The organism is Thalassospira lucentensis (assembly GCF_050516545.1).
Taxonomy (GTDB): Bacteria; Pseudomonadota; Alphaproteobacteria; order Rhodospirillales; family Thalassospiraceae; genus Thalassospira; species Thalassospira lucentensis_C.
Genome location: NZ_CP191544.1, coordinates 4,573,261 through 4,586,208, shown reverse-complemented (window position 1 = coordinate 4,586,208; position 12,948 = coordinate 4,573,261). Strand labels below are relative to the sequence as shown.

Below are 12,948 nucleotides of genomic sequence, written 5' to 3'. Positions count from 1 at the left end.
TAAATGACGTCATTGGAAACGTGTGATGCGGCAGGCCTTGGCAGTTTTTATACTTGCCACTTTGATCATGTCTTTTGCCGTTGGACCGACAAGGGCCTTGGCGCGTGAAAGCCAGGTGATCACAGTTCCCGTCCGCGATGCTGATTTTGCCGTGGTCGAAGCCTGTGCCCTTGACGAGAACCCCGCCTGCCGTCAATGCGTCGAGCAAGGGTCGAACAATGTTTCCTTGATGAACTTTTCGATCCTGAGCGAAGCCCTTCAAAAGGGGGGCATCACCGCGCCGTTGCGTCCTGTGCCATCGCCAAATTCCGAACGCAGCCGCCTGATGGTCGCCAATGGATCGGCCGACATCAAATCTGATTGGGCGTTCAACATCGAGAACAATGAGAATGTGTTGAAAACCGCCCCGATCATTCTCGCCGGTGAACTTGAAAAAGGCCTGTATGGACATCGCGGCATCAATGACATCCGTGCTGGCATTGCCATCGAAGATGTCAAAGACCTTCGCGGCGTCAGCATTCGAACTTGGCGTCTGGATTGGCAAGTCATGGAAGACCTGGCCCCCAAAAGCCTGACAAGTGTGCCAACCGTCAAACAGATGTTTGCATTAATCGATCTGCGCCGTGCTGATTTCACGCTTCTGGAGTTTTCATCAGAACCCGATATGGGCCGCGAGATCGACGGCATCCGACTGGTCCCGTTTGCAGGGGTTAAAGTATCCCTGCCAGAAAGCCAGCATTTCATGGTATCGCGAAAATTACCCCATGCCGACGAGATCGTTGAAGCAGTCAATCGCGGCATTGCCATCCTGCGTGAGGAAGGCTTCATTCGCCGCTGTCTGGTCAATAGCGGTATGATCAACCAACGCGTTGAAGGGTGGCGTACCCTTAATCAGGCGATGCCGCCCTTTGACAAAGCAAACCTGACGGACCCGTCGAACTAGATCACCTTGTTCGGTGGGTTGATCGGCAGAACCTGCGCCCGCATCGCGTTATCCGCACGGCATGTGATACTCCGTTTGAGATCCCCACCTGCGCGGGGATGACGGTATAATGATTGCGAAATGACAGATGTTCGGACGCGAGAGAGTGCCATCATACGCGCGGCGGCGAGTGTCCCGACTTCCTGACTGTCCCGACTGTCCCGAAAGTCGGGCATGTGTGCAGTGTCAGATCCCCGTCTGCGTGGCTATGATCATGGGGCCAAACGGTTTCCGGCCATATTGGTTCTGGCTGCATCAACATCATGATGGCGTGGATGATGGCGTGGATATTGATACCCGTCATCAGACGAAAAACGGACCGTCCGGGGATGGACGGTCCGTTTGGCAGATGTTTTAAAGCCTTGGCTGTTATTCAGCGGGCTTTGATGCCGCAATCGACGGCCCGGGATGAACGTCCGGGAGTTCGGTTTCGTCGACATAGGCATTGGGCAGATTATGTTCGGCTTCCAGTTCGGTTTCGTACCACTGCTTGTAGCGATAGAGCACAAGGGAATCACGCCCCAGAGCACGCAGCAGCCCGTACATCATCACAAGGATGACAAAAGCAAACGGGAAGCCCGCCACCACGGCAGCGGCCTGAAGGGCGGAGAGCCCGCCCGCGATCAGAAGAACCGCGGCAATCACACCTTCGGTGGTGGCCCAGAACAGACGCTGAATACGGGGCGGATCGGCATCGCCGCCCGCGGTCAGCATATCGATCACAAACGACCCGCTGTCTGAAGATGTCACAAACCAGATCACGATCATGACGATGACGACAGACGAGACAAATTTGGTCATCGGCAGGAATTCAAGCAGTTTGAAGATCGCACTGCCATAGCTTGCCTTGGTTGCCTCGATCAGGCCCGGATCGCCGAGCATTTCCATATGGATGGCCGCGCCGCCAAAGGCGGTGAACCAGAAGAACAGGATAATGACCGGAATGAACAGCACGCCAAGGGTGAATTCACGCACGGTACGACCGCGTGAAATACGGGCGATGAAGATGCCGACAAACGGCGACCAGGAAACCCACCAGGCCCAATAAAAGATCGTCCAGCCGACCTGCCAGTTGGTGTCGGTATAGGCTTCGCTCCAGAAACTGAAATAGACCAGATTGCTGATATAGTTGCCGACATTTTCGACAAAGCTGTCGAGGATGAAAAGCGTCGGTCCGGCCAAGACAATAAAGGCCAGCAAAACGAAACTGAGCTGGATATTGAGGTTACTGATCCGTTTGATCCCGCCATCAAGCCCGACCATGACCGAAATGGTCGCAAACAGGGTGATGATGGCAATCAGGACAAGCTGAACCGGCAGGGTATCGGGCACACCAAACAGGCTGTTGAGGCCGGAACTGATTTGCATGACACCAAGGCCAAGGGTTGTGACAATGCCAAACATGGTGCCAAAGACAGCAAGAATGTCGACGGCATGCCCCCACGGACCATAGATGCGTTCACCAATCATCGGATAAAGGGCGGAACGGATCGAAAGCGGAAGCCCCTTGCGGTAATGGAAATAGGCCAGTGACAGACCAACAATGCAATACAGCGCCCAACCATGGATGCCCCAATGCAAGAACGAAATTGTCATCGCCTGTTCGGCGGCGGCAATCGATTCAGGTTCGGCAATCGGCGGGGCGAAGTAATGATAGAGCGGTTCGGCCACACTCCAGTATAGAAGGCCGATGCCAATGCCGGCACTGAACAGCATCGCCACCCAGGAAAACAGCCCGTATTCCGGCGCATCTGTTTGCCGACCAAGCCGGATCCGGCCATACGGCCCGATGGCAAGATACAGACTGACCAGCACTGCCAGATTGGCAACAATGATCAGAAACCAGCCAAAGTAATCGGCAATGCCCGATTGCGCGGCGGAAAATACCGTTGCCGCGGTTTCGGTAAAGACCGACCCGAATATGATAAACCCGACAATCAGCAAGGCCGAGATCGAAAAGACCGGCTTACTGACACTCGGGAAGGGCCCCAGACGGCCCACCTTCATTTTGTCGTCCATGCTTACCTCACTGTTTCGGGTTTCCAACTTTTCGTTGTGTATGCCCCGTGATCCGCACCGAGTTCCCCCGACGCCAAGATCAACAATGCGGTCCTTACCCGAGCCGGGCCGCGAGGCGGCTTATAATGTCAGGCACTTGGTAGGAAACTGCGCCGGTCGACCTGTCCCACATGGCTCACCGACGCAGCTTCTTACTCCCCTCGCGGGAAGCGCTGTTTTTCTTCGACTTCATTTAAATCCATGTGATTGCGCATATAGCGTTCAGACGCCTTTTGCAGCGGCTGATAATCCCACGGGAAATACGACCCGTTGCGAAGGGACTGATAGACAATCCAGCGCCGGGCCTGACTTTCGCGCACGGCTGCATCAAAGGCAGGCATATCCCAGCGGGCCGCCCGTTCTGCCCGGAAGGCTTCGAGCCGGTTGGCACAGGCCGGATCGGTTGCAAGATTGGTCAGTTCGTGCGGGTCGGCTTCAAGATCAAACAGCTGTTCGGGATCAAGCGAACACCATGTGTATTTCCATTTGCCTTCGCGAATGCAGACCAGCGGCGCATAGGATCCTTCGGCGGCATATTCCATCAGAACCGGCTCGGTGCGTGCATTGCCTTCAAGAGTTGGGCACAGCGACATTCCGTCGGTCCATGGCTGGACTTCGGCCATTGAAATTCCGGCCAGATCGGCAACCGTCGGGGTGACATCAAGGCTTGAGACCGGATCGGTATGAAGTCCCGGTACAATACCCGGCCCGGCAATCATCAGGGGCACACGGGACGAGCCTTCAAAGAAGCTCATTTTGAACCAAAGGCCACGTTCGCCAAGCATGTCACCATGGTCAGAGACAAAGACAATGATGGTATTTTCGGCCTGCTCTGTGCGTTCGAGCACATCCATGATCTGACCGATTTTGTCATCGATATAGGAGATGTTGGCGAAATAAGCCTGACGCGAACGGCGGATATTTTCGCGGGTGATGTCAAAGGCGGTATGATCAGATGCCTTCAAAAGACGCTGGGAATGCGGGTCCTGATCGTCGAAAGCGATGGCATCAACTTCAGGGTCAAGTTCCGGGCAGTCTTCGTAAAGATCCCAGAATTTCTTACGCGCCACATAGGGATCATGCGGGTGGGTGAAACTGACCGTCAGGCACCACGGGCGTTCATCATGCCCGCGCGCAAGATCATAAATCTTTTGGGTGGCATGAAAGGCGACCTCGTCGTCATATTCCATCTGGTTGGAAATTTCGCCAATCCCCGCACCGGTGACAGACCCCAGATTGTGATACCACCAGTCAATGCGTTCACCGGGTTTACGATAATCCGGGGTCCAGCCGAAATCAGCCGGATAGATATCCGTGGTCAGGCGTTCTTCAAAACCGTGCAACTGATCGGGGCCGACAAAATGCATTTTGCCCGACAGGCAGGTGTAATACCCCGCGCGGCGCAAATGGTGGGCATAGGTCGGGATGTCCGAACTGAATTCGGCGGCGTTGTCATAGACACGGGTGCGGCTGGGCAATTGTCCGGCCATAAAGGATGCGCGCCCCGGTGCGCAAAGTGGAGAGGCCGTATAGCAATTGCGATATCGCGCCGAACGCGCTGCCAGCGCCTTTAGATGCGGGGTGTGCAGGAAATCGGCCGGGCCGTCCGGGAACAGCGTACCGTTGAGCTGGTCGGCCATCAGGATGAGAATATTCGGGGACGTCATTCTGTCATGCACTCCTTCAAAGGGTGCAACCCGCCTGTCACCGCCATGGCAGCGTCAGCAAAAGGAACACCCTGTGGTCGTTTGATGCGAGACAACTCAAGCGCCCGACCCATGCCCTTTTGGCTGCTTATATTGAGGTCATGTTTTATTCTGCTTGACGTTATCCGCGTGACGTACATTAAATTCATAAATCCATACCCAAAGAAACCCGGTGTTTTTTAATCACTTCCATAAAGAAATTTTATGCTTGAACGACCGCTCGACATTGGCTGGCTGCGTATTTTTGAATCTGTCGGCCGGCTTGGCAGCCTGACCCGTGCCGCCCATGAGTTGGGTCTGACCCAGCCTGCGGTGACCTATCAGATCAAGCGGGTCGAGGAGCAACTGGGCGTCACGTTGCTTCATCGATCCCAAGGGGGCAGCCGACTAACTGACGCCGGAGAAATCCTGTTTGAGGCGGTGCAGGCCAGTGTCGCGAATATTGACAAGGCGGCCCGCGATACACGGCGCAGCATGCAAGTGCCAGCTGTGCGGATTTTCACCGATTTCGGTTTTGCCGCCTTTTGGCTGATGCCGCGTGTGACAGAATTCCGCCTTTTGCATCCCGACGCCGAAGTGCATATCGTGGCATCGCAAAGCCTTGATGACGGGCTTGAACGTGATGCGGATGCGGCAATGTTGTTCGGGGCAAAGGAAGATTTCCCCAAAGCCGCACAGCTTTTGATTCCGGAACGGGTGGTTCCAGTCTGCACGCCGGGATTTCTTGAACGGCATGGCCCGTTTGACAGCCCGGCCAGCTTTGCCGATGTGCCGCTGTTACATCTGGAGGCATCGGGCAAGGATCGCTGGCTGACCTGGTCATCCTGGCTGGGCGCGCATGGTGTTGCGCTTAAACCGGCCCAAGGGGATCTTGGCCTGAACACATATGGCTTTGTCATTCAGGCCGCCCTTGCCGAACAGGGGGTTGCGCTGGGATGGCGGGGGTTGGTGGACCCTCATCTTGCCCAAGGCACACTTGTCGCCGCCGGGCCGGAAGTCTCGCGCCCGGATCGGGGCTATTGGCTGGTGCACAGCCCGTCGGTCAATAGTACGACAAGCACCCTGCTTGACTGGTTGATTAAGAAAACCTGGGAAAACACCCATTAACGGGCTTCGCGCACCGGCGGGCATCGATGGTGCCGCTGGTTCATCAGGTTAAAGGTCTGGCATGCGCCGGCTGAGATCCGCGCCTGCGTGGGGATGACTGTGGATTAGTTGCGGGATGTAGGTAGGTGCAAAAAAAGGGGACTGTCCCCTTTTAAGAAAGCGGTCCCCTTTTAAGAAACCGCATGGCGCACCGCCGGGGAAACGTCCGTTTAATGAGCAAGTTCGCGCAACAGCACCGTTGCAACATATGTGCTAATGTGGGTTTGTGCAATTTCATGGAGCCCCCCTATGAGCCGCCTGACGATCGACATAACCGACCAGCAGCACCAAAACCTGAAGGCGCTGGCCGCCTTGCAGGGCAAGACCATCAACCAATACGCGCTCGAACGTTTGTTCCCGGACGATGCCAATGCAGACAAGGCATGGATGGAGCTGAAAACCTTACTGGAAAACCGCATCTACGATGGGGTTGCAGGAAAAGTTTCTGCAAAAAATATCTCTGAAATCCTTGAGGAAGAACTGAGCGAGAAGCCCGCGTGACGAAGAAAAAAAAGGGGACTGTCCCCTTTTAAGAAGTCTGTCCCCTTTTAAGAAGTCTAGAGGGGAACCGTCACACCCGCGACGGCCGGTCTCCCGACATTCGGGCACATGCGGGGCGAGATCCCCGTCTGCGCGGGGATGACGATGGAATGATTGCGGGGGTGCCGTGGCGTGGTTGCGGGGAGGATGGTGGCGTAATTGCCGGGATGATGCTTGGGTCGAAGCGGTTTATGGCTGGCTTATGGCCACTTTGCTTCGGGGGGCATCGACATCAGGATGGCTTCGGTGTTGCCGCCGGTCATGAGGCCAAAGCGTGTGCCACGGTCATGGAGCAGGTTAAATTCGACATAGCGGCCGCGTTTGACCAATTGGGCTTCGCGTTCCTGATCGGTCCAGGGCTTGTTGTAATGACGTTCAACAAGCTTGGGATAGATGTTGCGAAAGGCCATGCCGACATCCTTGGTAAAGGCAAAATCGGCATCCCAATCGGCATCAAGATAATCATAGAAAATCCCGCCGACCCCGCGCGGTTCATCGCGGTGCGGCAGCCAGAAATATTCATCGCACCATTTTTTAAAGCGGTCGTAATAATCGTCCCCATGGGCATCACAGGCGGCCTTGAACGCGCCGTGAAAATCATGGGTATCGGCATCATCGGGGAAAACCGGCGTTAAGTCCGCGCCGCCGCCAAACCATGCCTTGGTGGTGACGATATGGCGGGTATTCATATGAACGGCGGGCACATGCGGCGAACAGGGGTGCGCAACCAGCGAAATGCCGGCGGCCCAGAAATCGGGGTTTTCGTCGGCACCGGGGATTTCCTTGCGGAATTTTTCGGAAAATTCGCCGTGCACGGTCGAGATATTGACCCCGACCTTTTCAAAGACGCGTCCCTTCATGACCGACATTTCACCGCCGCCTTCATTGGTGCCGCGTTCCCAGATCGTGCGTTCAAACCGGCCGGCGGGACGGTGGATAAGTGGGCCGGTATAGCTGTCTTCAAGGGACTCGAACGCAGAACAGATGTCATCGCGCAACTGCGCAAACCAGTTTTGCGCGGTTTGTTTGCGCGTGGCAATCAGGGCGTCATCGACCTTATGATCGGTGGCAGTTTTCATTGCCTGTTTTGCAGCCGTTTTTGCATCTGTCATTGCGTCAGTCTTTCCGTCCGTCATCGGGTTGGGCCGGGAACCCGTTTGTTTGTCTGAGTGCTTCGCCCAGTGTCATCGCGGTTGCCATGGCCACATTCAAAGATCGCATTTCCGGCTGCATCGGGATCACCACACGGGCATCGACATAGTCATGCACGCTTTCGGGTACGCCTTTGCTTTCAGAGCCGAGCATCAGGATATCATCGCTGCGAAATTCAAAGTCGCAATAAGGTTCCGCCCCCTTGGTCGTCAACAGAACAAGACGACCGGGCAGTGTGCCGTTTTTGCGCGCAGCAACAAAGCCCCGCCAATCGGCATGGCGTGTATAATCGGCCTTGCCAAGATAATCCATCCCCGCACGTTTAAGGGCGGCTGATGTCAGCAAAAATCCGCACGGTTCGATGATATCGACGGGCAACCCGAAACACGCCGCCATGCGCAGGATGGTGCCGGTGTTTTGCGGGATGTCAGGTTCAAATAAACATATTCTCATGGGACCCTTTTAGATTCGTCTGGAAGGCCTGTCGATTCAGATCATCAAAGACATATAATTACACGTTAATCGCCCTATTAGACTTTTTTGGAATATGAAAAGCCAAAAGCGCAACCCGTTGGGTGATAAAGGGCAGGATACCGGCAAATACGCCCGGTTTTACCTGTTTGTGCAGTGCAAAACCGAATGATCTTATTGAATGCAAACAAATTGCAACTCCAAGTTCTCCTTAACAAACCCGATTTTTGTTAGTATACGGACCCACAAACAGGCCTACAGGCTTTTGGCCGCAGAAATGTTTGATTTTCCTCAAGGGAAATTAACCATCGATGCCCTAAGCCTTGGTTTGGGCATTCCGCATGCCTGTTTTGGGGGCAGAAAGAGGGATAAATTATGTCGCAAACGGTGCATCCATCCGGCACAGAGAAGCCGGACGAGAACCGCAGGGATTTCCTGACCTTGGCGACCACAGCAGTCGGCGCAGTTGGCGTCGGTTGTGCGTTGTTGCCGTTCGTGGACAGCATGAACCCGTCCAAGGACGTTCTCGCACTTGCCTCAGTTGAGGTTAACCTGTCCAACATCGCGGTTGGTCAGGCCGTTAAGGTCATGTGGCGAGGCAAGCCTGTCTTTATCCGCCACCGTACCGATCGTGAAATCAATGAGGCCAACGAGGTCGCGTTGAACGAGCTCGTCGATCCACAAGCTGACGATGCGCGTGTCGAAAAGAAAGAGTGGCTGATCGTTGTCGGCGTGTGTACCCATCTGGGCTGCATTCCGATGGGCACCGCCACGGGTGAAGCCCGTGGTGACTATGATGGTTGGTACTGTCCGTGCCATGGCTCGCACTATGATACGTCGGGCCGTATCCGCCGTGGTCCTGCGCCGAAGAATCTTGAGGTGCCGACCTACACCTTCCTCACCGACACATCCGTCCGGATCGGCTAAGGAGCTGTATGATGAGCGCACCTGTCTGGAATAATAAAGTGGTTAAATGGGTTGATGACCGTCTTCCGGTTATCTCCATGCTGCACCACTCAGCATATGAATATCCGACCCCGAAAAACCTGTCTTATATGTGGAACTTCGGTTCCCTGGCAGGCTTTGTTCTGGTGACGATGATCCTCTCCGGGATTTTCCTGGTGATGAACTATACCCCGCATACCAGCATGGCTTTTGAGTCGGTCGAACGCATCATGCGTGATGTTAATTACGGCTGGCTGATCCGCTATATTCATATGAACGGCGCATCGATGTTCTTCATCGTTGTCTTCCTTCATATGTTCCGTGGTCTGTATTACGGGTCATATAAAGCGCCGCGTGAAATGCTGTGGTGGATCGGTATCCTGATCCTTCTTGCCATGATGGCAACCGCATTCATGGGCTATGTCCTTCCATGGGGCCAGATGTCCTTCTGGGGTGCGACGGTTATTACCAACCTGTTCTCTGCCTTCCCGATCATTGGCGATCCGCTTGTGACCTGGCTTTGGGGTGGTTTCTCGGTTGATAACCCGACACTGAACCGGTTCTTCTCGCTGCATTATCTGATGCCGTTCGTGATTTTGGGCCTTGTTGTCCTGCATGTCTGGGCATTGCATTCTGTACGCTCGAACAACCCGACCGGCGTTGAAATCAAAACCCCGCAGGACAGCATTCCGTTCCATCCGTATTACACGATCAAAGATCTGTTCGGTTTGGGCGTGTTCCTGATCTTCTTCTGTGCGTTTGTTTTCTTCGCACCGGATTATCTTGGACACCCGGATAACTACATTCCGGCGAACCCGCTGGTAACCCCGCCGCACATCGTGCCGGAATGGTACTTCTTGCCGTTCTATGCGATTTTGCGGTCGATCGATTTCACCATCTTTGGCATTCCGGCAAAACTGCTTGGTGTGCTTGCGATGTTTGCATCGATTGTGATCCTGTTCGTTATTCCGTGGCTTGATACCTCCAAGGTGCGCAGCTCGAAATTCCGTCCGGTTTACAAATGGTTCTTCTGGCTGTTTGTGATCGACACCTTCATCCTTGGCTATTGCGGGGCGAAGGCACCGGATGACGATTTCATGGGAATTCCGGGACTTCGGGTTATCGTGATGGGTCAACTTTCCACGCTTTACTACTTTGCGCATTTCCTTGTGGTCATGCCATTGGTTGGAAAGATGGAACGCACCAAGCCGCTTCCTGTAAGTATCAGTGAGTCTGTTTTGAAGAAGGAGGGTGCAAATGCGTAAGTTAGCACTGACCGCAATTGCCACCGCCTTCGCGGTAACCGCATTCACTGGTGGTGCAGCCAAGGCAGCCGGGGACGCCCCGGTGCCGCCGGCACAGGAATGGAGCTGGGACAGCATTTTCGGAACCTACGATCGTGCTCAGCTTCAGCGTGGCTTCCAGGTCTATAAGAACGTTTGTGCAAGCTGTCACAGCATGCGCTTCATTGCGTTCCGTAACCTTGAAGGCATCGGGTTCAACGAAGACCAGATCAAAGCGATTGCAGCGGAATATGACGTAGAAGACGGCCCGAACGATGATGGAGACATGTTCACCCGTCCGGGCAAGCCGTCTGATTACCTGCCATCGCCGTTCCCGAACGAAAAAGCTGCGGCTGCTTCGAACGGTGGGGCTATTCCGCCCGATCTGTCCTTGATGAACAAGGCCCGCGTTGGCGGCCCGGATTATGTGTTTGGTCTGTTGACCGGCTATGAGGAAGAAGCACCTGAGGGCTTCGACCTGTCGGATGGCAAATCGTATAACCACTATTTCCCGGGTCATCAGATTTCCATGGCACCGCCGCTTTATGATGAAGCAGTGGAATATGCCGACGGGACGCCAATGACACTGGAACAGCATGCCCGCGACGTTACCGCCTTCCTGAACTGGACGGCACAGCCTGAACTTGAAGAGCGTAAATCGCTTGGCATCAAGGTCATCCTGTTCCTGATCGTTCTGACGGCGATGATGTATGCGGTGAAACGCAAAATCTGGCGCGATATCGAACATTAAGACGTCGCACCCGGATGATTTTAAGCAGGCCACCATTTATTGGTGGCCTGTTTTTTTGTCCGGTTCGTGCAAGCTGATCGGGATTAATAGGCGAAGTAATCGACAACCAGTCGGTCGATCTCACCGCTGTTGCGCATCTGGCGCAGGACGGCATCAAGGGCGTCGGCTGCCTGATCGCGATACGGCCACTGATTTTCAGGATCGGGGCCAAAGGCGACATAGCCAAATTCCTGACCAATGATCGCAACCTCGTTAAACATCCGCGACACATCCTGATCGACTTCCAGTTCGCGCATCCCGGCCAGAATGGCCATGCGTTCATTGACATAACAATCGACCCGGCCCGCCATTAAAAAGCGCAGGTTGCTTGCCGTGGTGTTGGCTTCTTCAAGGATGATGTCCCCGGCCTCGACCATGGCAAAGAAGTCATTCCCGGCAAGACGATATCCGGCATTATTGGCAAAACGCGCGTCTTTGAAATCATCGGGGAAGTGGCGCAAATCGTGGCTATGGGCGTAATCCTTGCTACAGATCGCGACCACCGTCTCGCGCAGGATCGGAATGGAATAGCGTTCGATCCAGTCACGGTCTTTGCGCTTGTAAGGCGGGAAGAATCCGATGACCTGCCCGTCTTTTAAAAGCTCCATCCCGCGGCGAAACGGTACAGAGGCAATTTCAAGCTGATATTGCGGCAATCTGGCAAAGGCTTCTTGCAGAATGCGGACATAAATTCCATCTGGCGTTGCCCCGTCGAGAAACGCATAGGGAATGTTGCTGTCTTCGGCATAGAGCGTGATGGTAAGTGGAGCTTTAGCGGGTTCTGTGCCCTGTGCGCTTGTCACAGACGGGATGGATAGCGCCATAACAGACAGAAAGCACAGCGCGGACGTTCCGGTATTTTTGACAACCCGTTTGAAATTCATGCCGGTATTTTTCAATATCCCCACGCACACGCCGCCATCACAACTCGATCAAAGATCAATTATAATAGGGTAATATAGAACCCGGACCTATTAAATTGGTTCCTGATCGTGATCTTTACGTGGGTCTTGATGTTCAGGATCACAATCCTGATCGCCGTGAAAAGAAGACAGAACAAGAGCGGATCGGTGTTGGTGATTGCCATCGGCCGGGCGCAGTGGCGGGACGCTTACCGGAATATGGACAAGGCGGCGTTTGCGCGACGGGGTGCCCGTACTGGCATAAAGCTGTTTCCCGGCTTCGACAATCGAAACCCCGGCAAAGGCCTTGAACAAACGTGATCCGATATTTTCGCACAATTGCGACCAGCGCAGCAGAAACCGGCGTTGAGTTGGCGGCATGAACAGGGCGCGGCTGTGCTGAACCGGCAGGAACATGTTTTCACGCATCAGGTTTTGCAGCTGTGAGACGCTATAGGGATGACCATAGCCAAAGGGTGTTTTTTCCGACCAGCTCCAAAGCGAGCTTCGGTTTGGTGTCACCACGACAATGCGGCCATTCGGGGTCAGCACCCGCCAGCATTCGCGCATCAAACGCCGCATGGAATCGGAATGTTCGACCATATGGACCAAAAGAATGCGATCAATCGAGCTATCAGGAAGTGGCAGCATGGTTTCTTCGGTCAGGGCGACACGGTTATCTTCACCCGCCGGCCAATGCACACAGCCTTGCCGGGCGGGCATAAAGGCCATGACCCGTTCAGCTTCGCCGATAAAGGGCCGTAAATAAGGTGTCGCATAGCCAAAACCAAGCACGCGCATGCCCCGGACATCCGACCACATCACGCGTAAACGCCTGCGGATCAGCCGACGGGCGGCTTGCCCGATACTGCTGGCATAGAAACGGTGAAGATCGACGACATCCTGAGGCATCAAAACAACCTATCATCCCGATCCGGACACGGGAATATCTTTGCAGTCCTTCAGTAGAGTA

The 12,948-nt window shown here is 54.5% G+C and carries 13 protein-coding genes; 6 read left to right on the top strand and 7 right to left on the bottom strand.

The features are described 5' to 3' along the window. Nucleotides 1–115: 115 nt before the first annotated feature. On the top strand, nt 116–943 hold the full coding sequence (locus ACQ0MK_RS20970; protein ID WP_430474273.1) for a hypothetical protein: 828 nt from the start codon (nt 116–118) through the stop codon (nt 941–943). Here the strand turns inward: ACQ0MK_RS20970 and ACQ0MK_RS20965 are convergent. The 3 genes from ACQ0MK_RS20965 to betC form a co-directional block, all read right to left on the bottom strand. Then, a complete protein-coding gene (locus ACQ0MK_RS20965; protein ID WP_430474272.1) occupies nt 940–1,158 on the bottom strand; it encodes a hypothetical protein in 219 nt (72 codons plus the stop codon). The two genes, ACQ0MK_RS20970 and ACQ0MK_RS20965, sit on opposite strands and share 4 nt — an antisense overlap. 193 nt (nt 1,159–1,351) lie before the next feature. Beyond that, nucleotides 1,352–3,001, bottom strand: coding sequence for a BCCT family transporter (locus ACQ0MK_RS20960; RefSeq protein ID WP_430474271.1), 1,650 nt, complete (start codon nt 2,999–3,001; stop codon nt 1,352–1,354). Nucleotides 3,002–3,192: 191 nt separating this feature from the next. Beyond that, the gene (gene betC / locus ACQ0MK_RS20955; protein ID WP_430474270.1) at nt 3,193–4,707 is read right to left on the bottom strand and encodes a choline-sulfatase; all 1,515 of its coding nucleotides are present in this window, start codon (nt 4,705–4,707) and stop codon (nt 3,193–3,195) included. Nucleotides 4,708–4,950: 243 nt separating this feature from the next. On the opposite strand from betC, the gene ACQ0MK_RS20950 reads away from it, so the two are divergent. Further along, nucleotides 4,951–5,853, top strand: coding sequence for a choline sulfate utilization transcriptional regulator (locus ACQ0MK_RS20950; RefSeq protein WP_430474269.1), 903 nt, complete (start codon nt 4,951–4,953; stop codon nt 5,851–5,853). Between the two features lie 288 nt (nt 5,854–6,141). Beyond that, the gene (locus ACQ0MK_RS20945; protein ID WP_430474268.1) at nt 6,142–6,393 is read left to right on the top strand and encodes an antitoxin; all 252 of its coding nucleotides are present in this window, start codon (nt 6,142–6,144) and stop codon (nt 6,391–6,393) included. Nucleotides 6,394–6,632: 239 nt separating this feature from the next. On the opposite strand, the gene hemF is transcribed toward ACQ0MK_RS20945, so the two are convergent. Together hemF and ACQ0MK_RS20935 are read right to left on the bottom strand one after the other, a co-directional pair. Continuing rightward, the gene (gene hemF, locus ACQ0MK_RS20940; RefSeq protein ID WP_430476057.1) at nt 6,633–7,511 is read right to left on the bottom strand and encodes an oxygen-dependent coproporphyrinogen oxidase; all 879 of its coding nucleotides are present in this window, start codon (nt 7,509–7,511) and stop codon (nt 6,633–6,635) included. Between the two features lie 37 nt (nt 7,512–7,548). Continuing rightward, the gene (locus ACQ0MK_RS20935) at nt 7,549–8,037 is read right to left on the bottom strand and encodes a tRNA (cytidine(34)-2'-O)-methyltransferase (RefSeq protein ID WP_350042276.1); all 489 of its coding nucleotides are present in this window, start codon (nt 8,035–8,037) and stop codon (nt 7,549–7,551) included. A 393-nt stretch (nt 8,038–8,430) separates the two neighbouring features. Here ACQ0MK_RS20935 and petA point away from each other — a divergent pair, with 393 nt between their 5' ends. Genes petA through ACQ0MK_RS20920 form a run of 3 tightly spaced genes read left to right on the top strand, consistent with a single transcriptional unit; the run spans nt 8,431 to nt 11,034 of the window. Next, nucleotides 8,431–8,982 carry a ubiquinol-cytochrome c reductase iron-sulfur subunit gene (petA, locus tag ACQ0MK_RS20930; RefSeq protein ID WP_430474267.1) on the top strand — a complete coding sequence of 184 codons (552 nt, stop codon included), beginning with the start codon at nt 8,431–8,433 and terminating at the stop codon, nt 8,980–8,982. 8 nt (nt 8,983–8,990) lie between these two features. Next, nucleotides 8,991–10,265, top strand: a complete 1,275-nt coding sequence (locus tag ACQ0MK_RS20925; RefSeq protein WP_430474266.1) for a cytochrome b — start codon at nt 8,991–8,993, stop codon at nt 10,263–10,265. After that, on the top strand, nt 10,258–11,034 hold the full coding sequence (locus tag ACQ0MK_RS20920; protein WP_350042273.1) for a cytochrome c1: 777 nt from the start codon (nt 10,258–10,260) through the stop codon (nt 11,032–11,034). Before ACQ0MK_RS20925 ends, ACQ0MK_RS20920 begins: the two co-directional genes overlap by 8 nt. 83 nt (nt 11,035–11,117) lie before the next feature. Here the strand turns inward: ACQ0MK_RS20920 and ACQ0MK_RS20915 are convergent, their stop codons facing one another. Together ACQ0MK_RS20915 and ACQ0MK_RS20910 are read right to left on the bottom strand one after the other, a co-directional pair. Continuing rightward, the gene (locus ACQ0MK_RS20915) at nt 11,118–11,981 is read right to left on the bottom strand and encodes a substrate-binding periplasmic protein (RefSeq protein WP_430474265.1); all 864 of its coding nucleotides are present in this window, start codon (nt 11,979–11,981) and stop codon (nt 11,118–11,120) included. Between the two features lie 66 nt (nt 11,982–12,047). Further along, on the bottom strand, nt 12,048–12,887 hold the full coding sequence (locus ACQ0MK_RS20910; protein WP_430474264.1) for a methyltransferase domain-containing protein: 840 nt from the start codon (nt 12,885–12,887) through the stop codon (nt 12,048–12,050). Between the last annotated feature and the right edge of the window lie 61 nt (nt 12,888–12,948).